The organism is Ruminiclostridium herbifermentans (assembly GCF_005473905.2).
GTDB lineage: Bacteria > Bacillota > Clostridia > Acetivibrionales > DSM-1351 > Ruminiclostridium > Ruminiclostridium herbifermentans.
The window spans coordinates 66,421-90,575 of sequence record NZ_CP061336.1; the positions used below are offsets into that span (position 1 = coordinate 66,421).

Annotated in this window: 18 protein-coding genes; 7 read left to right on the forward strand and 11 right to left on the reverse strand. The window is 31.7% G+C overall.

The annotated features are described in order from the left end of the window. Positions 1-251: 251 nt before the first annotated feature. From EHE19_RS00290 to EHE19_RS00300, 3 genes are read right to left on the reverse strand one after another with little or no spacing between them, the layout of a single operon-like run. Positions 252-1,271 carry an ABC transporter substrate-binding protein gene (locus EHE19_RS00290; RefSeq protein WP_137697100.1) on the reverse strand — a complete coding sequence of 340 codons (1,020 nt, stop codon included), beginning with the start codon at positions 1,269-1,271 and terminating at the stop codon, positions 252-254. Next, the gene (locus EHE19_RS00295) at positions 1,264-2,760 is read right to left on the reverse strand and encodes a sensor histidine kinase (RefSeq protein ID WP_137697101.1); all 1,497 of its coding nucleotides are present in this window, start codon (positions 2,758-2,760) and stop codon (positions 1,264-1,266) included. The genes EHE19_RS00290 and EHE19_RS00295 overlap by 8 nt, the downstream gene beginning before the upstream one ends. After that, a complete protein-coding gene (locus tag EHE19_RS00300; RefSeq protein ID WP_137697102.1) occupies positions 2,757-4,379 on the reverse strand; it encodes a response regulator in 1,623 nt (540 codons plus the stop codon). Before EHE19_RS00300 ends, EHE19_RS00295 begins: the two co-directional genes overlap by 4 nt. Before the next feature lie 700 nt (positions 4,380-5,079). On the opposite strand from EHE19_RS00300, the gene arfA reads away from it, so the two are divergent. Then, positions 5,080-6,591 (forward strand): arabinosylfuranosidase ArfA, encoded by a 1,512-nt coding sequence (gene arfA / locus EHE19_RS00305; RefSeq protein ID WP_137697103.1) that lies wholly within the window; start codon positions 5,080-5,082, stop codon positions 6,589-6,591. A gap of 66 nt (positions 6,592-6,657) precedes the next feature. On the opposite strand, the gene EHE19_RS00310 is transcribed toward arfA, so the two are convergent. The 8 genes from EHE19_RS00310 to EHE19_RS00345 all read right to left on the reverse strand — a co-directional run bounded on the left by EHE19_RS00310 (position 6,658) and on the right by EHE19_RS00345 (position 14,334). Continuing rightward, positions 6,658-7,956, reverse strand: coding sequence for a B12-binding domain-containing radical SAM protein (locus EHE19_RS00310; protein ID WP_171003540.1), 1,299 nt, complete (start codon positions 7,954-7,956; stop codon positions 6,658-6,660). Between the two features lie 8 nt (positions 7,957-7,964). Further along, a complete protein-coding gene (locus EHE19_RS00315) occupies positions 7,965-9,221 on the reverse strand; it encodes a radical SAM/SPASM domain-containing protein (protein WP_137697105.1) in 1,257 nt (418 codons plus the stop codon). Between the two features lie 14 nt (positions 9,222-9,235). After that, the gene (locus EHE19_RS00320; protein ID WP_137697106.1) at positions 9,236-10,936 is read right to left on the reverse strand and encodes an ABC transporter ATP-binding protein; all 1,701 of its coding nucleotides are present in this window, start codon (positions 10,934-10,936) and stop codon (positions 9,236-9,238) included. Positions 10,937-10,940: 4 nt separating this feature from the next. Continuing rightward, complete coding sequence (locus EHE19_RS00325; protein ID WP_137697107.1) at positions 10,941-12,275, reverse strand: PqqD family peptide modification chaperone; 1,335 nt, start codon at positions 12,273-12,275, stop codon at positions 10,941-10,943. A gap of 1 nt (position 12,276) precedes the next feature. Next, positions 12,277-12,462: a hypothetical protein gene (locus tag EHE19_RS00330; RefSeq protein ID WP_137697108.1), complete on the reverse strand. Its 186-nt coding sequence runs from the start codon at positions 12,460-12,462 to the stop codon at positions 12,277-12,279. Between the two features lie 24 nt (positions 12,463-12,486). Then, complete coding sequence (locus EHE19_RS00335) at positions 12,487-13,752, reverse strand: B12-binding domain-containing radical SAM protein (RefSeq protein WP_137697109.1); 1,266 nt, start codon at positions 13,750-13,752, stop codon at positions 12,487-12,489. A 25-nt stretch (positions 13,753-13,777) separates the two neighbouring features. Then, the gene (locus EHE19_RS00340) at positions 13,778-14,032 is read right to left on the reverse strand and encodes a PqqD family peptide modification chaperone (protein WP_171003541.1); all 255 of its coding nucleotides are present in this window, start codon (positions 14,030-14,032) and stop codon (positions 13,778-13,780) included. Between the two features lie 164 nt (positions 14,033-14,196). Next, positions 14,197-14,334 carry a hypothetical protein gene (locus EHE19_RS00345; RefSeq protein ID WP_171003542.1) on the reverse strand — a complete coding sequence of 46 codons (138 nt, stop codon included), beginning with the start codon at positions 14,332-14,334 and terminating at the stop codon, positions 14,197-14,199. Positions 14,335-15,280: 946 nt separating this feature from the next. On the opposite strand from EHE19_RS00345, the gene EHE19_RS00350 reads away from it, so the two are divergent. From EHE19_RS00350 to EHE19_RS00375, 6 genes are all read left to right on the forward strand, one after another. Beyond that, the gene (locus EHE19_RS00350) at positions 15,281-16,132 is read left to right on the forward strand and encodes an ABC transporter ATP-binding protein (RefSeq protein WP_137697111.1); all 852 of its coding nucleotides are present in this window, start codon (positions 15,281-15,283) and stop codon (positions 16,130-16,132) included. A 3-nt stretch (positions 16,133-16,135) separates the two neighbouring features. After that, positions 16,136-16,786 (forward strand): ABC-2 transporter permease, encoded by a 651-nt coding sequence (locus EHE19_RS00355; RefSeq protein WP_137697112.1) that lies wholly within the window; start codon positions 16,136-16,138, stop codon positions 16,784-16,786. Between the two features lie 124 nt (positions 16,787-16,910). Then, positions 16,911-17,795 carry a diacylglycerol/lipid kinase family protein gene (locus tag EHE19_RS00360; RefSeq protein ID WP_137697113.1) on the forward strand — a complete coding sequence of 295 codons (885 nt, stop codon included), beginning with the start codon at positions 16,911-16,913 and terminating at the stop codon, positions 17,793-17,795. Between the two features lie 118 nt (positions 17,796-17,913). After that, positions 17,914-19,077 (forward strand): exonuclease SbcCD subunit D, encoded by a 1,164-nt coding sequence (locus EHE19_RS00365; RefSeq protein ID WP_137697114.1) that lies wholly within the window; start codon positions 17,914-17,916, stop codon positions 19,075-19,077. Then, positions 19,078-22,305, forward strand: a complete 3,228-nt coding sequence (locus EHE19_RS00370) for an AAA family ATPase (RefSeq protein ID WP_137697115.1) — start codon at positions 19,078-19,080, stop codon at positions 22,303-22,305. A gap of 302 nt (positions 22,306-22,607) precedes the next feature. After that, the gene (locus EHE19_RS00375; protein WP_137697116.1) at positions 22,608-24,140 is read left to right on the forward strand and encodes a methyl-accepting chemotaxis protein; all 1,533 of its coding nucleotides are present in this window, start codon (positions 22,608-22,610) and stop codon (positions 24,138-24,140) included. The last annotated feature ends 15 nt before the right edge of the window (positions 24,141-24,155 follow it).

Genomic DNA, 24,155 nt, shown 5'->3' on the forward strand with positions numbered 1-24,155 from the left:
TTTTACTGAGCTTATTTTTTGCTATTTTGTTGGTTAAGATTTTTATGATTTTTGTATAAAATTTTACTATATGGGATAAACTATATTAGTTTAACTTATTTTACTAATTTTTTTAAAACTCTGTTAGTAGGAAAAATAAATTTTACTCTTCGAGTTCAAAACAAGTACATAACATAAGTTGAAAGATACATAAATTAAATCATTATAAAAAACAACATATTTATTCTATATTATGATATGGGTACAAATAATTAATAACTACGTCCAATGCGGTCCCTACTTGCTCTTTCAGCTTCAAATACCTTTCCAGTCACATATGATATTTTTTCGACTTTTTCGCCTCTTTCCAAGCGGCCTATTATCTGTGCTATCATTGGCCCTTGCAATGGGTTACATTCAATATCAACATTAATTAAGCCCTCTTCCATTTTGTCAAAGGCTTCCGAAACAGCGTCAAAGGAAATGATGGTTATATCACCGTTGACACCACAGGTTAATCCCATTTCACGTATTGCCTCTATTGCTCCGAAAGTCATGTCATCATTTTGTGAAACTAATACATCAATGTCATCATATTTTTGCAATAATTTCTCCATTACTTCCTTGCCCTTTGCTTTAGTAAAATCGCCATTTTCACGTGCAAGAATATTCCAATTTTTATGTTTTTTTGCTATATCCTCAAAGCCCTTAGAACGTCCAATTTGAGCTGTTGAATTTGGAGTACCTTCCAAGACAACGATATTTATAGTATCATTATTTTTTCCTTTTAGATGTTGTTCCAACCACTGTCCTGCTCTGCTACCTTCAGCATACTTATCAGTGCCTACCCATGCGACATAAAGACTATCATCCTCTGTTTCGATCATTCGATCTACAATTATTACTGGAATACCTGCTTGTTTTGCTTCTTGAAGTACTGTATCCCATCCTGTTTCTGTTACTGGGGCAATCACAATATAATCAACCTCTTGAAATATAAAGCTTCTTATGGCCTTAATCTGATTTTCTTGTCTCTGTCTGCCATTTGAAAAAATCAAAGAAAAACCATTCTTTTTTGAAAACGCATTTTGAATAGATTTAGTATTTGCCGTACGCCAGTCTGATTCAGAACCAAGCTGGGAAAAACCTACAATTATTAGATCAGAATCCATATGCTCTGCTTTTACAGTTTCATTGCTTTGGAAGTTTTTTGATGGTCTCAGACTACAACTTGCAAGCGTTATCAATCCAATAAAGAAAATCCAAAATACTATTCTAACATTTTTACTCATAGCCCACCTCAATTCGTTCAACTTCTGCTATCCTTGCAGGAATTTTAATTGTGATGTCTGTACCTTTTCCTTTTGTGCTTTGTATAGTCAGACCATAATTATTACCATAGTTTAGTTTTATTCGTTTATTAACATTTGCAAGCCCAAACCCAGAGCTCTGCTTGCTACCTGGTCTTTCAATTTCTTTTCTCAAGGCACTTAATTTCTGTTCATCCATTCCAATTCCATTATCAATTACATGGAAATAAATTATACCATCTAATATTTCACCAGTTACTGTTATTTTTCCTATAGCCCTTAACATTTTTATACCATGGTATAAGGAGTTTTCAATGATTGGCTGCATTGTAAGCTTCAAAATTTGATATCCATACAATTCCTCAGGAATATTAATCTCGTAATCAAGGATATCTTTATATCGTGACTGTTGTATCTGCAGATAACTTTTTATATGTGTTTCTTCTTCACGGACGGTAATGAAATCTTTACCTTTACTAACAACGATTCTGAAAAATTCAGAAAGAGATACTACCATATCAATAGCTTCTTTATTTTTATCTCCTTCAATAAGCCATATAATTGTGTCTAATGTATTATACAAAAAATGTGGATTAATCTGAGTTTGAAGAAGCTTTGATTCCATATGCCTTAAGTTTTCCTGTTCAAGCTTTATACTTTTAACCTGTTGCTCCAGCTTAGAAGCCATGTCGTTAAAGCTGTCGGATAGTATTGATAGTTCATCATGATTATCGCAGGTGGTTCTAGTTGTAAAATCTCCCCCTGCAACCATGGCGGTTTTATCGCATAATGTTCGGATTGGTTTTGTAATACTTTCTGTCACAAAAATATTGACTAAAATAGATGCTACAATTATAAAAGATAATGCAACAATCATTATCCAAATTGCATTGGTTACTTGCTCATTAAGGTTTTGTCTAATTTCTTCGAAATTTTGGGTTTCATAATAAAGGTAATACTGAATTTCCTCTTGAAACATTTCTGTCAGAATATAAATATCAGATTCCAGCATTTGAATATTTTCTTCATAATGTCCCTTTTGATTTAGATTATCACGTATTTCATTAATTCTATCATTAAGAGTATCAAGATTAAGCAGTATACGTTTAATCCAATCAAGGCTTTCTCTGCTTGAGGTTATCTTCTTGAGATTAGTAAAATTTTCTCTTGCATCTTCAATCAACTTGTAAGGATTCTTTAAATCACTATTTATTTCAATGGATTCGAAAGTCTCTGATTCTACAACAATCTTATACATACTTTCATCCATTTCCTCTTTGAAGTTGAGATTATAATTATTAGCTGAAGTAATTCTTCGGACTATTGCATCGTAAGATGTACTATAGTTGTACAGAGCAGTAATTTGGTAAACCGAGAGAATAATCATAGGTATGATAATAACAATTGCTACCATAAAAAGCTTCAGCCTTAAGGGATACTTGATTTGTTTTCTATCATTATAGTTTATCATTCTTCACCTTTACCTTGCATCCTGTATTCCGATGGTGTACAATTCTGTGTTTTTTTAAATATGTAACTAAAATAATGGGAATCTAAATATCCTACTAAAAATCCAATTTCACTTATTTTTTTGCTTGAACATCTTAAATAATCTTTTGCTTTTTCCATTCGGATATCTGTTAGATATTCAATAAATGTCATGCCAGTTTCATGATTAAAAAGGGAACTAAAGTAGTTGGGACTTAGGTTAACCGTAGCTGCGACTTGATCTAGTGTAAGATCACTCATAGAATAATTAAGGTGCATATATTCCTTTGCACGTTCAATAAGACTGGCATATCTTTTTTGACTATTCTTATTTCGAAGATCAATTGCTTCTTTTAGTATTGATTTATAAAATTTGCAGCAGTCGTCAAAACTAGAAAGATGATCAATGATATTATTCATGTCCTTAAGAATGGTATCTATCTTTTCTTTTGGGTATTTCAATGTATTGAGGAATTTTACGATAGCTGAATATCCATCCATTATAATATAATGACGGAAGATGGTTGATTTCATAGCATTAGAACCAAATCCATCAAAATAGCTGTCTACAAATTCATCTACATCATTAATTGTTCCCCTTTTTAAAAATTCTTCCAATAAATCTCTGTCAAGCTTCTCAAGATTTAACTCACTAACACTAATTCTGTTTCCTACTTGAGCCTTAATATTTCGTACATCATTATAAGATAAGAACTGATCTCTGCTTTCAAAATAACGGAGGGAAAAAGCACTATTAGCATCAAGATAGGATTGCTGCATGTCCCGGATACGATGAACAACTCTGCCGATTCCTCCGAAATAATGTGTCTTGTTACCACAGATATCAATTAATAAATTGCAAAGTTCCTTAGTTAATTCTTTAATTTGCAAATCATTTTCACCCATAAGTATAAAAGCCCATCCATCCATACCGCGCTCAAATACTTTTATGTCGGGATATCTATTTAAAGCTTGAGTCATTCGAGTTTCACATTGTACTATTTCATTTGAATACTCGTACATATCCTCTTGACCTTTAAATTGAAATAGCATAACGCAGTAGGCTCTTGCTACCATATCAATTCCAAGTTCCTTTTCCTGCTCAATAATTTGTGAAAGAGACATTTTGCCACTAACTAATGCATTAAAAAAATCTGTTCTTTTTTCTCCTTGCTTCTGATAAACCAAAAGCTGATACTGTTCTAGTATCTGTTTATCTTTTCGTTCCTTTTCAATTGCTGAAGCTGCATTTTTTACTGCAGTAACCAGTTTATCGGATGTGATGGGCTTGAGCAGATATTCACTGACACCAATATCAATTGCTTTTTGTGCATAACCAAAATCACTATATCCGCTTATAATTATGATTTTTAGCTGCGGCATTTCCTTTTTCAGTAACTTACTTAATTCAAGACCGTCCATAAATGGCATTTTTATATCAGTAATCAGAATATCCGGCTGCTCTTTAATAATCATAGGATAAGCTAATTCGCCATCACTCTCGTCTCCTACAATTATGAAACCCTCGTCTTCCCAATGAATTTTGTTCTTGATACCTTCTCGTATTACAATTTCATCCTCTACTATAAAAACCTTATACATAATTTCCCCCTAGAAATATTTTGATAAAGTATAATTTCAAAATTTATAATAAGATTAGCTGCTGAGAGTTTAACTTAGTAGGTTTTATAACGCCTAGATTCAAAATGAAAATTTCTATTGAAAATTTCTATTGAAAATTTCTATTGAAAATTTCTATTGTAAGTTTCAATTTTAGATAAATTCCATTAGTATAAGCAGCGTGTAAGTTGGGCGGGAATTTTGTCACCGCCTGAAAACCAAAACGATATCTGCCACTTATAGAAGTGGAGGATACTTTTATGCCTCGTTATACTGGGGATAAATTAATAATATCACAATACTTGGTATGTTGTAAAAAATTTTTAGGTATAAAGTGTTAATTAATAGTATTGACTTCATATTTTTTGAACATTAATATGATTATATTAAATTCATTCTTCAAGAATAATTGTAATATTAGTTTAAGAGAAGCTTTAAGTAAGTACAGAAGTATAAGCCAATATGCTCTAATATATTTTTGAATATTTTGTACCAAATGAGAGTGATAGAAGTCAGCAATCCAAAGAATTTAGATTTTCCAAATAATATAATTATATTTTTTGCCCAAATGGGGCGTGGGAGGTTAGCAATAAAAAAATGTGGTTGTATGCTTTTAACAATGCGTACCTCCACGATATTATTAATAAAATTTTAGCACCCAAATGGGGCGTGGGAGGTTAGTATGACGATAGCAAGAATCATCCTTAACAAGGACTACGTTATAGGCGACGTGGACAAAAGAATATTTGGATCATTTATTGAGCATTTAGGCAGAGCAGTTTATGGAGGAATTTATGAACCAAATCATCCTACAGCTAATAGGCTAGGATTCCGTCAGGATGTTGCAGAATTAGTTAGAGAGTTACAAGTACCAATAATTCGTTATCCTGGTGGAAATTTCGTTTCGGGATATAATTGGGAAGATGGAGTAGGGCCTATTGAAAAGCGTCCAAGACGCGCAGAATTATCTTGGTCAACAATTGAGACAAATTCTGTAGGAACAAATGAGTTTTGCCAGTGGGCAAAAGACATTGGAACAGAAGTCATGATGGCGGTAAATTTGGGTACTAGGGGAGCAGATGCTGCCAGAAATTTAGTGGAATATTGTAATCTAGAGGAAGGTACATACTGGAGTGACTTGAGAAAATCACATGGATATAGCCAACCGCACAATATTAAAACATGGTGCCTTGGAAATGAGATGGATGGTTCATGGCAAATTGGTGCTAAGACAGCTGATGAGTATGGAAGATTAGCATGTGAAACTGCAAAAATGATGAAATGGGTAGACCCAACGATTGAATTAGTAGCATGTGGTAGTTCAGGAAGCGGGATGCCTACATTTGGACAGTGGGAAGCTACAGTACTGGAGCATACATATGAGCATGTTGATTATATTTCTTTACATACTTATTATGGGAACCAAGATAACGATATAAAAAACTATCTTGCAAGATCACTAGATATGGATGACTTTATAAAATCAGTAGTAGCCATTTGTGATTATGTGAAAGCCAAAAAGCATTCAAAGAAAAAAATAAACCTTTCCTTTGATGAGTGGAATGTATGGTTCCATTCAAATGAAGAGGACAAGAAAATAGAGAGATGGTCAATAGCTCCTCATCGTCTTGAGGATGTATATAATTTTGAAGATGCTTTATTAGTTGGAAGTATGCTAATAACTCTTCTGAAAAATGCAGACCGCGTGAAAATAGCATGTCTTGCTCAGTTGGTTAACGTCATTGCTCCAATTATGACTGAAAATGGTGGTAGTGTATGGAAACAGACAATTTTCTATCCTTATCTTCATACATCTATTTATGGAAGGGGCACAGTTTTAAACTCAATTATAAAGTCTCCTAAGTACGATAGTAAGGATTTTACAGATGTTCCATGTATAGATGCTGTCGCTGTTATCAGTGATGACAATAATGAAATAACAATATTTGCAGTTAATAAGGATACAGATAATAGTATTACTCTTGATGTAGAACTCAATGGATTTGGTACATTTGAAGTTGTTGAGCATATAACTTTAGAAAATAGTGATATTAAAGCTACAAATACTAAAGAAAATCCAAATAATGTTGTTCCTAACAGTAATGGAAATGCTGCTATTGAGGATGGAAATGTCAAGGCTACATTAGGAAAATTATCATGGAATGTAATAAAATTAAGAAAGAATAATGATTAATTTATTTGACTGCCCGAATTGGACACATTCGGGCAGTTAAATTTTGAATGGACTTACCCTTTTAATCTACATGCTTACCATAACAGCCTCAAATAATAATTCACGTAATTCTTCATTTTTTAAAAATTCTGTTTCTATAATAACATTGCCAAAATCATAATCCTGCCAAGAGGATGCTAATATCTTCACATTTAGTCTATCGCGGTTTTCATATAACACTGTCCCAGGAAAAGGTGTACAAGAAGCTACAGAAACTTCTACTCCTGCTTTTTTAAGATGTTTCATTAATTCTATGGTTTCTCTAATGGTTTCTTTATTATCACAATAATGACCGATTATGAAACTGGCAACCATATGGATACCTATCTTATTACCATATAGCAATCTTTGTATGGTTTCAGACAAATTAATTTTTTTGCCTATTTTATTAATTACTTCCTGTGATCCGCTTTCAATTCCTACATGTATTACATTACAATTAGTATCTTTTAGGTCGTCTAAATTTTTTTCTATCAGGGTATCACCTCTAGATTCAATTCTATAGCTAAACTTATATTCCAAATGCCTTAAAAGCTCTATAAATCTGTTGAAACGGCTTTGAATGGCTGTAAAAGTATCATCTAAAAAAACTACTTTATCTGTTTTTAATATATCTTTTAGATATATCATCTCACATATAATGTTTTCTGCACTTCTCATCCGGTACTTATTGCCGGACATACTTCTAGATGAACAATATATACAGTTTCCAGGACAACCACGGCTGGTAATCATAGTAAATGCAGTAGAATAATTAGATGGATCTATTAACCCGATAGGTTGAAGAGGCAATGCATCTAATTTTCCGATGAATTTAAACTTTTCATTAATAATCACATTATCTTCTTCAATATATGATACTCCTTCTACATATTTTAACGGGAATTGATCTGGATAATTTAAATGTTCTAATAATTTAAGAAAAGTAAATTCTCCTTCTCCTTTAATTACATAATTTACTTTTGTATTTTTCAACATTTCTTCTTCATTAAATGTAGAATGAGGTCCTCCAGCAATTGTTATTCCATTAAATCCACTTTGTTTCGTTATTTTCATAATCCGATTATAGAAAGGGGATGTTCTGGTATAAACTGAAAATCCTATCACTGAAGGATTCCAAGTATGTAAAATATTAATATATTCATTTTCTGATATATCTTCCACAAAAAAATCAATTATTTTTACTTTATATCCATGCATAATTAAAACGGATGCGATTGAAAGCAAACCAAGGTTAGGTGTTGATACGGTATTTTTAATTTTTTGTCTGCTAATCTTGTCCAAAGTGCAATTTACTAATAATATTCTTTCAAATTTTCTAACCATAATCCACCTCATATGTACATTTTGCAACTTATTGGGTCTTTAGTTAATAGATTTTTATGTTTAAAAAATGCACGTGCACGGCAGCCTCCTCTGCAAGTATATGAGTTGCTGCATGTATTACAGTCACTAATGTCAGCTATTGTTTTACTCCGATACTCCACTAACAAAGGTGAATGCTCCCATAAATTATTTAAGCTTTCCTCATGAATATCTCCAACAAGATTTTCCTCTTGGTTAAGTAGTGGACATAACATTACTTTTCCATTAGAATCAATATATAAACTATATACACCCATACCACAAAATCCAATATACTTATTTGAATAAGATAAATAATACCTAGTTTTATCGGACCATATGTCCTTATTTTCATTAAAACAATTTTTTATTTTTATGATATCCTCATCTTTTATATCCAAAAAGTCATTTTTATTTTGATAAGTCTGATGGTAATTTATATAAGGACTTACTACTACTTTTATGTTCTTATAGTTTCTAACTAACTGTATAAAGTTATCTAATTCTTTAACATTGAATGAAGAAACAGTAAATGAGAGAGTAACGGCAAAACCATTACTTTCTAATAGCGGTAGGGCTGTAAGGATTCTACTAAAATTACCTTTCGTATTTCTAAAATTATCATGTGTTTTTTCACAGGCTCCATCCATACTTATTTGAATCTCATCTAGCCCCAATAACTTCAGTTTATTTATATTTTCATGATTCAAATAGCTTCCGTTTGTATATAGTCGAATTTTAATATTTTTACTTTTGATGTATTCAACTAAATCGAAAAAATAAGAATTAATCATAGGTTCGCCACCAGTTAATTTTATCATATATACTCCAAGTGTGGCACAAATATCAGTTAGTTTGATCCAATCATCAAAAGTAAGTTCCAATTTATTTATATCTTCTGGAATATAACAGTGCTTGCAATTTAAATTGCATCGTTTTGAAAGTTCAAAGAAAACTTCTTCTAAAGTCCATCTAGGCGTTAAATCAAAGATTTTATTTGACTTATCAGTCACTAATATTCCCTTATCAATTAGCCTTTTAATTTCTGTATGACTGCCTTTATTTAATTGAGTAATTATATCAAACTTTCTCGCATTAAAAAGATCAAGTAAATAAGAAGCACCGATATCCAGAACTTCTCTGACGCCATCTTGATTAACTACAGAAATTTTCTTATCGATTCTTTTTTTTAATGTGATATTACTATTAATAGTATAATCTTCTATTTTTATTTCATTATGATCCATAATTCACCTCCATGTTATATTGCTTCCATACTGGAGTAAAAATCTCTATAGTGGCTGTTATTGTTATATAATGATTCATGTGTATCTAAAAATATATGTTCCTTATCTTGAAAATATAATACTTTGTCACTGAGAGAAATATATGATAAATAGTGGTCTATTACCATAATGGTTTTCTTGCCTTTCAATGCTTGGAGAATCTCGTATAAGGTTTCTCGTGAACGCTTATCAAAATTTGTACTACCTTCATCTATCATAAATATATTACTATTTTTTTGAAGTGCTCTTGCTATAGCTACCTTTTGTATTTCTCCGCCAGATAGTTTTGAACCATTCTTGCCCACATCTAGGCATAAAAGTTTAGAATCTATCACTTTTTTAGCTATTTCATTTAATGAATCTGTTTTTTGAAGAAGTATATTATTTTCAATGGTATCCTGAAAAAGAAATTCCTTCTGCATTACAATGCTGATATCTTCTCTGACTTTGTTTACAGTATCCTTATTAAGCAATAATCCATTAATAAATATTTCACCTTGGGTTGGCTCCAATAGTCCAGATAAAATTCTAATCAATGTAGTTTTTCCAGTTCCGTTATCTCCTACTATGCTGATAAAATCTTTCTGATTAATTTGAAATGAAATATTTTTTAATACCTCATAATCTTCATACTGAAAATATAATTTATTAACGGAGAATACAGGCACTTCGGTACACTTATCAAACGAGGGTAAAGGCTCTTTTATAGTTTCTGTCTCCTCATTCATATTTTTTTCGCGTTCAAAAAATGGAAGGAGCCTATTGTAAGATACCTTAACTTGCTTATATGCTATTAAGCTGTTTGATAACATAGCAGAAGGAGCTAATATATAATTGAGACTTGATAATACACTGATTAAAGAACCTAGTGTAATCTGTTCCAGTGAAATAAGAAAACTACCACTTAGTAGTATTATTAGAGGAAATAGTATACTTAATCCCCCTATAAATTTTTTAGACAGAAGTGTAATATTCATCAACCATTTGGTATTTCCTAAATAAGTTTTTAAAGTATTCACATATCTGTTATATTCATAATTAAAACAATTGTAAATTTTCACTGTTTCACGGCTATCAAGACATTCATCAATCTGTTCAATAAATTTCTCACTGCTGTTTCTGAGTTTGATGCTTGCTTCTCCAATATTTTTGCCCATTTTCTTACTTAACAGGTAAAACAGGGGAGTAGCTACCAAACTTATCAGACCTAATGCAAAATGTATCCTGAAAATAACGATTATAACTATAAGGTACTCTGCTACACCCATTAAAAGTGCTATAAAATATTCTGCCCAGAAATTAATGACTGTATCAATATCCTGAGCTAACCTTGTAATAACTTCTCCTTTAGTAGCCTTTTTCATGGCTTTGTCCTCAGACTTTAAAAGAGTTGCCATTACACTTTTTTCCAATATTTTCTTAAATTCAATTGTATACTTAATAAATACTTTATTTGAAAAAATATCTGTTATCATGTACACTATAAATACTACTAAAATACCGACAACATAATAAGGTAACTTATCAAATGAATTTTTTAAAATTATTTTATCTATTAAGTATTGATAACTTAACGGAATTATGATTGTGCATATATTGGCTATAGTCTGTAAGATAACACTAAAACTAAGGAATGCAATATTTTTCTTTAGAAAAGACCTTATCAGTAATTTCATTAGATTACCTCACCATTAAGTCTAATATACGTTTTTTATAAACAGCACAATTATTCTCTACACCATATAAATCATTTGTATTATTTAAAGCAATTGCCCTGCATCCACCAGCGCAGAAATACTTTAATTCACAGTCTTTACATTTATCTAAATCTCCTACCGAAAAGCTTTTAAATCTTTTTTTACTGTCTAATTTTATGTCCACCAGCGACTTTTCTTTTATATTTCCAAGAATAAGTTCTTTTTTATGAAGTGAAGGACATAAATATACATCTCCATTACAGTCAATACTTAAAAGATTATGATTTATGCCACAAGAGCATTTTCTATTTGTTGAATAAACTTCTCGGTTTAAATCAGATGCCACATCTAAGAGGAAATTGAATTTCCTATTCTGTTTATAATAGCTTACATAAGTTTCATAAATATATTCATATCCTTTATCTACCCAGTTATAAAATTCTTGGAGGTCAAAATCATCTTCGTATTTTATAGCTCTACCATAAGGCACGAACCTATTAATATGTAATTGATATACTCCAATACTTTGGCAGAATTTTATCATATCAACGATATCTGGTTTATATTTTGGAGTAGGTGTCATGGCAATCGCCAGTTTGGAGTTGTCAATTTCACTGATGATTTTTGCATTATTAACAGCTTTTTCAAAACTACCAGCACCTCGATTCCTATCATGATATTCTGATATATCTGAATCAATTGAAATCTGAATACTGTCAACAAGCTGAAGTATATTTTTATATAATTCCGCATCACCTAAAGTACCATTTGTTAATAATTGTACTTTTCCATATTTATTACATAGCCTAATTATATCTAATATGTCATACCTTAAAAGAGGTTCTCCTCCTGTTATAATTATCTTTTTAATTGGCTCGGTCATAGTAGATAATAAACTTTCAATTTCCTCAATGGAAAGTTCACTTTTAGAGTCAAATGTTCCTGAATTGGCATAACAATATACACATTTTAGATTGCAACGATTTGTAACCTTTAACCACAAACCGTTACCTGTAAAATCATCATTTGGTACAATATTTTTTTCTTCACTAGAACTGTCTTTTAAGAAACCTAATTCTATCAACTCATCTAGAAATTTATTAACATCGTCTACCAATAATTTTTTTGGTATACAATAATGATTACTTAATTTAGCAAATAGTTCATCTCTGCTCATTTTAGGTGATTCCTGCAAAAATTCAGCAATAACAAGGCCTGAACTATTTAATTTACGGTATCTAGCTTGCTCTGTATTGATAAGTAATCCTATATTATTATGTTTCTTAATTATTACATCCTTATTTAATTCAATGACCATGTTAAACCTCCTCTTTAATATTAATTCTGTGAATCTTTTCAATCATTTTTTCTGGGCACCATACCTTCAATCCATATTCACTGTCAGTTTCAACAAATATACCGTTTTGACCCTCTATTTCAAAATATCCCTTGTCCACACCACAGAATACTAAATTACCTTTTAATTCAACAACTATTCTATCCATAATATCTCCTTCTCAATATTTTATTTACATCAGCTCTTGCATTTCATAAAATATTTCCTGTAACTCTTCTCTAGTCAAATATTTTGTCGATATGACAGGCTGTACAAGATCATAAGTTGACCAATTTGTACTTTCCAACTTTACACCCAGCTTGTCTCTCTCTTCATATAAAGTAGTACCCGGAAATGGAGTATTAACGCCAATACCAACCACAGCACCGTAGTTATTTTTAAATTTTCGAGCTAAGTCAATGGTCAACCTTATGGTGTCTTTTGTGTCGCAGTGATGTCCAATAATAAAAGAGCACATTACCTGCATTCCCTTATTTGACATATATGCCAATAAATCTTCTGACTTTTGAAGGCTAATGTTCTTATTTATTTTGTTAATTACCTCTTGAGATCCACTTTCAATACCGATATGAACAGAAGTACATCCAGCATCATACATATTGTCAATCATCTCATAACTTAAAATATCTGTTCTGGAATCACATCTCCATACGATATCCAATTTATGTTTTTTGATAAGTTCACAGAATTGATTAAGTCTGTTTCGATTGGCAGTAAAAGTATCATCTAAAAATGCGAAATAACGCTCTCCCTTATATTTATATTTGTAATAAATTTCACTAAATACATTTTCTGCACTACGCATTCTATATTTATTGCCTGAGAGTGCCGATGAAGCACAATAAATACACCTTCCCGGACATCCTCTACTGGTGATAATAAGTTGCTTTATATTATAAATCTCTTTCTTTTTGAGATTCATATCACCCCATGGAAGGCTATCTAATTTTACAATAAATTTTCTGTTATTGGTGTGGACTATGTCTCCGTTTTTATTTCTAAAAGATAACCCATCAATTTCTTCAAGTTTTAGGGTATTATAATTTAAAGCTTCCAGAAGCTCAACGAAAGTCATCTCACCTTCCCCACGGCTCACAAAATCAACTGTTGAATGCTCCAAAGCTTCATCTGGACAAAATGTGACATGAGGCCCTCCTAATATAATTATGATTTTTGGGAAGGCGTTTTTAATTAATTCTGTTAGCTTTATAACAACATTAAAGTTCTCCGTATAGGAACTTATTCCAATAATATCAGGATTAAAATCAGATACATAATTTAGAAATTCACTTTTTTTCATACTACAGGCAAATAGATCGAGGTAATCCACCTCGTATCCATGCATCTTTAAATAGCTACCAATTGAAATAATACCTAAGGGTGGCATAGTGGTTTTTTCAGAATAACCAACCTTTTTGGTTTTATTGTTATTGGGCATAATCAGCAATATTTTTTTAAAAATACTAATCCCCCCAAAACATATCTAGATTAGAAACAACTCCAGCTTCGATTAGCGCTTTAATGGCTATTAAGGTTTTATCTTCAGATATATTATATTTTTCTTTAATCAGATCACATATGATTTCTACGGAATCCTCATCATTAATAATTTTCCAAAGTTTAGTAGCATCTTGGTTTAATATAACCTTATTACCATCATTTTTTATTATAATAGCGTAACCCTCATCCTCTTTCCAAACATAAGTTGTTCTATGCAAGATATCGCTCTTATTAATCATACTTTTAGATGAACGGTTATTTTACTCACGAGAGAGCAGCCATATGAGACTAGTTTACAGTTGTAAACGAATTAGGTGCATCATATCTGCACCTAATTCGTTTATGTAGGTAAGCTATCATCTGACAACTCATTGAAAAGTTATCATGTTGGACCAGGTAATGGACCTATCATGGCAATAACTATACCTATACCAAATCCAGTATTGCAGTTAAAACCACAAATTGCTTCCTGTGCAGCTGATTCTAAACTTTCGCTTTTAGGTGCTTCATAAACGTTCATCTAGTTCACCTCCCTGCTATTAAATTTATGTAAATCAATTGAAATTGATATACATACTACATAAATTAAAATGAATATACAATAATGTAAGAAAATTCTATAAATTAATAATAAATTCAAATGTATAACTCTGTCAATAAATTTCTTAAAAATTTTATTTTTTTTTACTTTTTACAATAATATTTGATTTTTATAGATATTATAAAATAACAACTATTTACTTTATGTCCATAGTAATGAAGTTTATTAGCATTTTCTATGGAATGATGTTAAAATAAATGCAATATTTTGTCTGAGTAAATAGAAATGAGTTGAAATTAGTTGTTATTGAAAGAATAGATGTGAATCATAAACAAATAAAGGAGTTGGATAAAATTTCCATATGTATATTATTACCGAATAGATAAGGGACATTGGTAAATAAGACATTTTTACTATTATAAAATTAATTCCCAGTTTTTCTTGACTTTAGAATTGCGAATGCTATATTATAACAATATACATTTTATACACATAAACATTAAAGTGGGTGAATATCAAGTATATCTAATTATATCTCGTGTACATATTTACAAGTAAATTAAAACTATAATAATAACAAAGAAAGACTTCATCAGTATTTGGGAGTAAACACCACTTTATGTTTATAAAGTAGTCATGGAACGGTTAGAGTAATCTATAACTTAAACCCATTTTGTTTCACAGATAAAATAATATGAATTTAAAAAATTACAATACTGCAATCTAATATTTAGTTTAAGTAGACTGATAAAATAATATAGTTACCATTAAGTTCACCCCCCGGGTTATGAATGTTTTATATTTAATTACACTTAACTAATCGGACAAAAAAATAATATAGAAGAAAACTTATACAAATGAAAATCATGGTTATATGAATTTCACATATCCTTGAAGCATACCTATTGAAGGAGGGTTAGAGATAATGAATGAACTGCTAAGTATAAAAAATTTATCCAAAAACTATAATCATTTTACATTAGATAGTATTAGCTTCAGCCTACCAGAGGGTTATATTATGGGCCTTATCGGACCAAATGGTGCTGGCAAAACCACAACTATTAAATTAATATTAAATATGCTTAAAAAGTCTTCCGGAGATATTAAAATATTTGGTAAGGATCACATTTTGGAAGAAAAAGAAATCAAGCAGAATTTAGGCGTTGTTTTTGATTCTAACTACTTTGTTGATGAATGGAAAATGGCAGATGTAGAAAAAGCTATAGGCAAGTTTTACATAAATTGGAGCACAAGTAAATTTTATTATTACCTAGATAGGTTTAAGGTAAATAAATCAAAGAGAGTAAAAGAACTTTCCAAAGGTATGCAGATGAAACTAATGTTAGCCTGCGCATTCTCCTATGATGCTAAATTATTAATTTTAGATGAGCCAACTAGTGGATTAGATCCAGTATCAAGAGATGAATTGTTGGATATACTTTCTGAATTTATTAAAGACGGCAAGCGTAGTGTTTTATTTTCAACACATATTACATCTGACTTGGATAAAATAGCTGATTATATTACATTTCTTAATGAAGGAAAACTGTTATATTCTGGTTTAAAAGATAAATTTATCAAATCTTTTTCCATTGTGAAAGGTGAAATCAAAGAACTAACGAGTGATTTAAAACAATCTCTAATCAGTTTGCGAGAATCTGCAACTGGTTTTGAAGGACTTATTTATACTAATGATTTACCTAAGGGGTCATCAGTTAATACGGAGCCTGCAACTATAGATGATATTATAGTTTTTATAAACAGGAGAGGAGCATAATATATGACAGACATAATAAAAAGTACTTTGCTAGATGCTTATCTGTTGAAATATTATAAGAAATCCATTTGTTTTGTACTTTTAATACCTGTTTTCTTTGTATTAATTAATCGTTCTTTAATATCTGGTATATCATTTTCTATGACTTTTATGGCTATGACATCAGGTTATACCTTCAGTATATCAGAGAAAAACAATATGAATCGACTTTATGGTATTTTACCTGCTTCTAAATCTGACATGGTCATAGGAAGATACTTTCTTCTTCTATGTTTAGGAATTTTTACATTATTGTTTTCTTTGATTATGGATTCCATTGCGTTAAATGCTATAAATGTTTCAATAACTATTGGTGATATAGTAGCATCTAGTTTAGTTGGAATTTGTTTATATATCATTTACATAAGCTTTCAATTACCAGGTTACTATAAATTTGGTCCTATTAGGGGTCGTGCATTTATGTATATCCCAATTGTGGGGTTTCTAGCAATCCTTTTAATACTGGATAAGAAAAACGCTGATTTCTCCTTTGTATTTAGATTTATAAGCGAAAATCCCCTGTTATTTATTATATGTTTATTAATTTTACTTATTGGGCTATATGCTAGTTCTATTATTATAAGTACCCATATATTAAAAAATAAAGAAGATTAAAAGGAGTAATTATGTCTAAATTTACTATCTTTTGCTTGATATTTGCAGGTATAATAGGTGTATATCGCATAGTACGGTTTATTAAAACAAGAAAAAATAATATTTAGGTAATATGAGGGTATAAATGCAACATATTTTTATTATTAACCCAAAGGCTGGAAAAGGGAAGGCCCTTGAGATGATACCGATTATACGAGAGTATTTCAAGGATAAAGCTGAGAAATTCATAATACAAATTACAGACCATCCGGGTCATGCAACGGAGATTGCAAGAAAGTATTCTGCTATTGAAGATTGCAGGATTTATTCTGTTGGTGGAGATGGAACTATAAATGAGGTTGTAAATGGGATTGCAGGAACACAGTCAGCATTAGGCGTTATACCAGCAGGGTCTGGAAATGATTTTATACGGAGTTTAACTTCTGCATATGACATAAAGGATATACTAGTTAGAACAATTAAGGGAGAAGAAAAAAGCATTGACTTAGGTAAGGTTAATGACAATTATTTTATAAATATATCATCAATAGGGTTTGATGCTGATGTTGTTTTTAATGCTGATAAATTCAAAAAGGTTCCAGGAATTACAGGAAGTATGGCATATGTAATTTCAATTATTTATACCGTTATTAAAAAGAAATTTTGTAAAGTAAAGATAAATATTGATGATAGGAGAATGGAGAATAAAATACTTCTTGCAGCTATTGCAAATGGCAGATTTTATGGTGGTGGCATGCTTGCTGCACCTGAGGCAAAAATTGATGATGGACTATTTGATATTTGCTTAGTAAGTGAAGCAAGTAGATTTAAGATTTTGAGGTTATTTCCTATGTATATTAAAGGACAACATGGGAAATTAGATGAAGTTGAGTTTTTGAGAGGGAAAAAAATTCAAATAGAAAGTGACGAAGTACTTAGTTTAAACATAGACGGTGAAATATTTTCCTCTAGTAAAATAGCTTTTGAAATAATTGAAAAGGGAATAAAGGTGGTTGTGCCAGCTATTTAACTGGGTAAATTCATTGAAGTGCTTTGAAATTTGATAAAAGTTGATATATGATGATTATATACATGAGGAAATTATATAAGATATCTATATTATAGGAAAGACATTAAAGGAGTACCAAATGAAAATAATTCACACTGGAGACTGGCATATTGGGAAAATAGTAAATGAGTTCAGTATGCTTGAAGAACAGAAGCATGTTTTAGAACAGCTTATTTCAATTGTTGAGAGAGAAAAGCCTGATGCCATTATAATTGCTGGTGATGTTTATGATAGAAGCATACCACCTGTAGAAGCTGTGGAATTAGTTGATGAGGTATTTAACACGCTGCTACTTGATTTGAAGGTTCCTATTCTAGCAATAGCAGGCAACCATGATAGCGCAGAGCGGTTATCCTTTGCCAGCAGGATATTAATTAATAATGGATTGCATATCGTGGGAGGCTTCAACGGAAGTGTTCATTGTACAACGCTTGAGGATGAGTTTGGAGTTGTAAATTTCTATATGCTTCCATATGTTGATCCTCGAAATGTACGGCACATATTTGATGACAATAAAATATCTACCCATGATGATGCTATGAAAAAGATGATTGAAATTATTGGACAGGCTATAAAACATAATGAGAGAAATGTCATGATTACTCATGGCTATATTACTCATATGGGCAGAGAGGCTGAACTTCTTTCTGAATCGGAAAGACCGCTGAGTATTGGCGGAACCGAATTTGTAAGTTCTGATTATTTTAAAATTTTCAATTATACTGCGCTAGGACATTTGCATGCACCACAAAAAGCTGGAGCAGAAAGCATCAGATATTCAGGTTCAATTCTAAAGTATTCTTTTTCTGAAGTAAATCAGCGTAAGGGCATTAATATAGTTGAGATTGATAAGGCAGGAAATACCAAAGTAACATTTAATCCCCTTATTCCTAAGAGAGATATGAGAATTATAAAAGGCCCCATTAATGAATTAATAAATTCTGAGGTATATAGAAACGCTAATACTGAGGATTATGTTTATGCTATTCTTACAGATAAAGGTGAGTTAATAGATCCTATTTCCAAGCTTAGAACGGTTTATCCTAACATTATGGGACTAAGTAAGGAATTGGCAAGTCAAAGGGAAGAAAACTGTACTTCTGCTGCTGAGGGGTATAAATCAAAATCCAAGCTTGAGCTTTTTAAAGAGTTTTATGAAGCTATGCAGGGAGAAACTCTTGGTGTTGAACAGACTGAAATTATGACAAGAATCATTGGAGAAGTAGATAGGGAAGGTGTATAGATGAAACCATTAAAGTTGACAATTAGTGCATTTGGACCCTATGCGGGAGTACAGGAAATAGATTTTACAATATTAAATGAGCAAATCTTTTTAATTTCTGGTCCAACAGGTGCAGGCAAAACAACAATATTTGATGCTATAAGCTTTGCCCTTTTTGGAGAACCATCTGGAAGCAGCCGAGATAGAGATAGTTTGAGAAGTGATTTTGCAGAACCTGAGACAGAAACCTTTGTTGAACTCAATTTTGAACTTAGAGGAAAAGTTTATAAAATAAGAAGGTCTCCTCAGCAGGAGCAAAAAAAGCTAAGGGGAGAGGGATATACAACTAGAAATGCTGACGCAGAACTGCTAATGCCTGATGGGACATTGATAACAAAAATATCAAATGTAGATGAAAAAATTAATATGCTTTTGGGGATAAATAAATCTCAGTTTAAGCAAATTGTAATGCTCCCTCAAGGCGAATTCAGGAAACTGTTAGAAGCAGACAGCAATGAAAGAGAGATAATATTCAGAAAAATATTTGGAACAGAGGCGTTTGCTGAAATTCAAAAAAAGCTTGAGAATGAGAGCAAGGAGTTATACAAGGAAGTCCATGATATAAAAACTCGGATTGATACATATATTAAGCATTTTGACTGTGGAAATAAAATAGAGCTGGAAGAAATACGAAATAGTAAGAACGTTAATATAGACTTGTTTTTGGAAGAAATAAAGAAATTATCTGTGGCAGATACAGAAGAATTAGGAATATTAAAGTCTCAGCTTGAAATTATAACGGCAAATCAAGGGACTCTGAAGGAGGAAATAGCAAAGAGCAATGAAATAAATAAAAAACTCAAGGATAAAGAACAAATAAGCAGGGATTATGCTATTTCAATTGCTAGAACGGAGGAATATTCTCAGAAGGAAGCAGACTTAGAATTTGCCAGAAAAGCTTTGTCAATTAGTGAGATTGATGAACAATGCAAAATTACGAAGCAAAGTATAGAGACAAAATCAGGTGAATTGACATTAGCAAAGCAGCAGGCTGAGAATAGCAGCAAGTATTATTTGGTTTGCAAAGAGAAGCTTATTTTGGAGAAGGAAAAGGAGCCTCTCAAAAAGAAGTACGAAGCAGAACTATCTGTACTTAATAATATGTTACCAAAGGTAATTCAGTATGATAAAAGTTTAAAGGCTTTAGAGACTGCAAAAGTAAAAAGTGCTGAGATCATTAATTTACTTGAGGCTGAACAGAGGAATTTAGAAGTAGCAAAAAAGAATTATAAAGATCAGGAAGAAAATCTTAAACAATTATATATTATGGAGTCTGAATGTGCTAAGTTAGATAAGGACATTTCAGAAAATAAAAAACTCTTAATTGAATTAGACAACATTAACAAACTGATTATTTCTTTTATAGAGCAGGCAGAATTATTTGAGGCTAAAAAGCTAGACTTTGAAGGATTTGATACAGAGTTTGTGAAATTCAGAAGCAAACTAGAACAGCTTGAGGATAATTATATTCGTGGACAAGCTGGAATATTAGCCAAAACATTACATGAAAATGAACCTTGTCCTGTTTGTGGGTCATTAGAACACCCAAATCCAGCAAAGGCAATGGAGAGTATTCCCAGCGAAGATGAACTGAAAGAGTTAAAGAAACAATATGCAAGTCTGAGTGATCAAAGGACAGACAAACTCAAAGTTATCTCAGAACTAGGTGGAAATTTAGAGAGCAAGAAGCTGGAAATAAAAAATAAGTTTTTGACTCTTGAGTCTCAGTCAATACATTTATTTGATATGGATAGCTTCAATCAGCTAAGTGAAGATAAGCAGCAATCTATCCAAGAAAATAATGATAATAAAACTTATTTTGAAATAGATAAGTTGACAAAGGATAGACTTGAAAGCGTTCGTAAGGAAATAATGGACAGAGGCAAAAAGCTTAAAGCTGAGACTTTGGTTTTAATAGATAAATATAAGGAAAAGATAGGTGTAGTAAACAAGAAAGGCACGTTTGAACAGGAATATAAGGTAACGTCAGCTAAGATAGAAGAATTAGAGGCAAATGTAAATAGGTTTAATATTCAGAAATTATCAGCTTCAGAAGAACTTGCAAGGCTTAGCACAGCAGTATCTAGCATTGAGGCTGAGGTTCCAGAAGATATACGTTCGGTAGCAAAGCTAAATGCAAAATTAGATGAGAAAAAAGCTATAATTGAGAAGCTTGAGACAGACTTAAAAAAAGCAGAGCAAGCTGCTGAACTTGCAAAAGAAAAACAGAGTGAGGCAGAAACAGCTGTGGCTGTTAAAACTACATCTTTGAATGAGAATATCGAAGAGAGTGCCAGACTTGAAAGAATTTTAAATGAAAGACTTATTGAAGGCGGTTTTGAGGACTATAATCATTATGTCAAAATAAAGAAGACAAAAGCAGAAATACTTGCTTTACAAGATGAAATTGCTTTGTTTTTTCAGAAATTAAAATCACAAAAGGATATGCTGACACATTTAGAGGAGGAAACTAAGGCTCTTGAGTTCCAAAATATCGAGGAGTTGGAAACTAAGTATAATCTATTGATTGAAGAACAGAAAAATGTTCAGGCTAAGCAGAATGTTATTTTTTCAAGGAATACAAATAATCAGAAAGCCTTAAGTCAATTGGAAAGTTTATTAGCAAAGGTGAAAGTTCTTGAGGAGAAATACGGATTAGTTGGGGAGTTGTACAAGGTGGCAAAGGGAGAAAATTCCCAAAGACTTACTTTTGAAAGATATGTATTGGCGGCATATTTTGATGAGATAATCACTGCTGCAAACCTAAGACTTGAAAAGATGACATGTTCTAGGTATTTGCTCAAAAGGAAGGAAGACAAAAGTAAGGGTAGAGCACAACAGGGGCTGGAACTTGAAGTGTTTGATAACTATACAGGTAAGGCAAGGCATGTTAAAACTTTATCGGGAGGAGAAGGCTTCAAGGCATCACTTGCGTTAGCTCTAGGATTAGCTGATATTGTACAATCTTACGCTGGTGGAATTAGTTTGGATACTCTCTTTGTAGATGAAGGGTTTGGTTCGCTAGACCCTGAATCCTTGGACAGCGCCATACAGTGTTTAGTTGATATCCAAAAAACAGGCAGATTAGTTGGTGTTATATCTCATGTTGATGAACTCAAAGAGAGAATTAAAGGTGTTTTAGAGATTTGTTCAAATAAAGAAGGAAGCTATGCAAGATTTGTAATTTAGAGGGTTTTACAGTTGATTCTATGATATTTTTTGTAATTTTTATATACAAAATTTTATAAATTATAAAAAGAGAAAAGTTACTGCTCAAATGCAGTAGCTTTTTTTATTACTTCTCATTATTGATAAATAATAACCAAACATGTTAATAGATGTAAAAATTTTGTATAAAAATGTGGTAATAAAAGGGAATAGTAATTTTTATAGTAAATTTTGTGCAAAAAGGATGAAATATGGTAAAGTTTGTAGTATAATATCAAGTAAACGTTTATAACTAAAATAAAGCGTAATTGGGAGGACTGGTAATGAGCAAGAACAGTAATAATACAATTTTATTACAGAACGAAATAGAGGCTAATAAGTTTGCCGCACTTGTTATGCTCTGTACAAATGTAGTTGTTATATTTGCTTTTTTTGTAAACTTGATGGGGATATTTGCAGTAGATAGAGGCACAATGGCAATTGTAACAATTACATCCATAGTGTTATTGTCTTTACCATTTATTGTTGTAATTCTGCTTAAACAACAGGGGTTATGGGTTAAATATTTAATTGTAACAGCAGCAATACTTATGGTAAGTATAACCATATTAGTTTTAAAACAATTTGCAATTGTACTATTTGCATATCCATTAGCAATAGCAAGTTTATTTTTTTCAACAAAACTTAGCTGGTATACGTCAGTACTTTCCATTTTACTATATTCAATTTCACAAATTTTATCACTAAATACAGTAGGTGTTATTGATAGGAATTATATGGATATGAGAAGTATGATGAAATATGGAGTTATGCCAAGAGCATTTCAATTAATAATGATATCTTTTATCTTTATTATGCTGTCAAAAAGAACCCGTGCGATGCTGGGAAATATGATGGGGGCTAAGGAACAAGAAGAAATAATTAACAAAATGATGAAGGTCACTCAAAAATCCACAGAGGTGTCTAATGCTTTATCTGCCTCTGTTTCAAGTCTATCAATAATGACAGAAAGTACTGCAAGGTCAAATGAAGATATAGCTGAAAAGACCTCTAAGATTGCTGAAGGGTCAAGAAATTCTATAAAGAGTATGGAAGAAGCAACTTTGGCAGTAACAAATATGTCTGAAAACTTACATAAAATATCAGAAGAAAGCAAACAAATAGGGATTCTATCAAATCAAGTAAAGAACCTGACGGTTGATAATGAAAGAGTTCTAGGTAGTGCAGCAGAGAAAATGGAGGCTATAGCAGAGGCTACTAAGCATAGCAAGGCTATTATTAGTCAACTTGAACAGAGATCCAGTAAGATATCGGGATTTGTAGAGATAATTTCTCAGATATCTTCACAAACTAATTTACTTGCACTGAATGCAGCTATTGAATCAGCCAGAGCTGGTGAACAGGGAAAAGGCTTCGCAGTAGTAGCACAAGAAATTCGAAATTTGGCAGAGGGTTCAAAACAAGCGGCAAAGGACATTTCTGCAATAATACAAGAGGTAATAGAGGATACGAAAAATGCAGTGTGCTCCATGGACAACGGCTCCATACTGGTAGATAATGGGCTTAAAGTTATAGAAGAGGCAAGAACTTCTTTTACAAAGGTTGCTGATGCTAATAAAGAAATGAATGACAAACTTATTATAGTTGAAGAAGATACAAAAGAAGCCGCTAAGCATGGAGAGAAAATGGTAGATTTAGTTATTGATGTTAAAAATATAAATGAGAATTCACTCAAAGATATCGAATTAATTGCGGCTGCCATTGAGCAATTGGTTTCATCAATGCAAGAGGTTGATTCATCTGTTGAAGATATTCAGAGTATGTCTAAGGAATTACTCGATATTACACAGAATTAATGGAGAAAGATAGAA